Raw genomic sequence first — 1,167 nt, forward strand, 5'->3', positions numbered from 1 at the left:
GACCGCCGTCGCGGGCGGGGCGGCGGTCTCCCACCTCCGGGCACCGGACCCGCGCGTCGACGGGGGTTCGGTCGAGGCGGTGACCGACGCCGACACCGTGATCGCCCTCGGGCCCGGGTGGGGCACCGAGGAGGAGTTGGCTCAGCGGATCGAGGAGGCCCGGACCGTTCCCGAGCTCCCCGGCGGGGGGCAACTGCTCTTCCCCGGCCGACGGTTCGTGGCGGCGTACGGCTCGCCCATCACCCCGGCCCTGGGCGTTCTCGGCGAGCAGGGACCCGAGGAGAGCGCGGAACGGGTGCGCCGCTTGGTCGAGGAGTACCAGCCGTACTCACCCGAGCCGGTCGTCCCCGCGTTCGAGATCATCGCCACGGTCGCGGCGACCGAGCCCGGGCCCGACGGCAACTACACCAACGAGTGGCCTCCGGAGGAGTTCGAGCCGCTCGTCGACGCGATCACCGAGGCCGGTGGCTACGCCGTGATCGACCTGCAACCCGGGATGGCGGACCTGCTCGACCAGGCCCGATTGTTCGAGGATCTGCTTCGGCGGCCCAACGTGGGACTGGCCCTGGACCCCGAGTGGAAGCTCGAGCCCGGACAGCGCCCGGGGGCACAGATCGGCAGCGCGAGCGCCGAGGAGATCAACCGGGTCACCCACTGGCTCGCCGATCTCACCCGCGACTCCGGCGGGCCACAGAAGCTGCTCATCCTGCACCAGTTCAGCCTGGCGATGATCACCGACCGCGAGGACATCGACACCTCGCGGCCCGAGGTGGCGATCTCCCTCCACGCCGACGGACACGGCACGCCGGAGATGAAATTCGAGACGTGGGAGGTGCTGCAACAGGGGCTGTCCCCCGACATCTGGATGGCGTGGAAGAACTTCTACGACGAGGACACGCCGACCTTCACACCGGAGCAGACGATGGCGGTCGAGCCCCGGCCATGGTTCGTGTCCTACCAGTAGGCGGCCCGACCGCCCGGTAGGCGACGGGTCGGGCGGTCGAGCCGACCCGTCAGCCGCGGAGGATCCGCTCGGCGACGTACTGGCCCGCGAGCCCGTGGACACCGGGCCCGGGGGGCGTCGATCCGGAGGCGTGCCATATGCCGGGGACCCCGGTCGCGTAGGGGTCGACACGGGGGACCGGCCGGGCGACGAGGCCGCGCAGG

General features: G+C 72.0%; 1 pseudogene. It reads left to right on the top strand.

Annotated features, from left to right (window positions below):
• Positions 1-964 (top strand): annotated as a pseudogene (locus tag G6019_RS10270) (hypothetical protein); the annotation flags it as partial.
• Positions 965-1,167: the final 203 nt, after the last annotated feature.

Origin of the sequence: Dietzia sp. DQ12-76 (assembly GCF_014145045.1) — a bacterium.
Taxonomy (GTDB): domain Bacteria; phylum Actinomycetota; class Actinomycetes; order Mycobacteriales; family Mycobacteriaceae; genus Dietzia.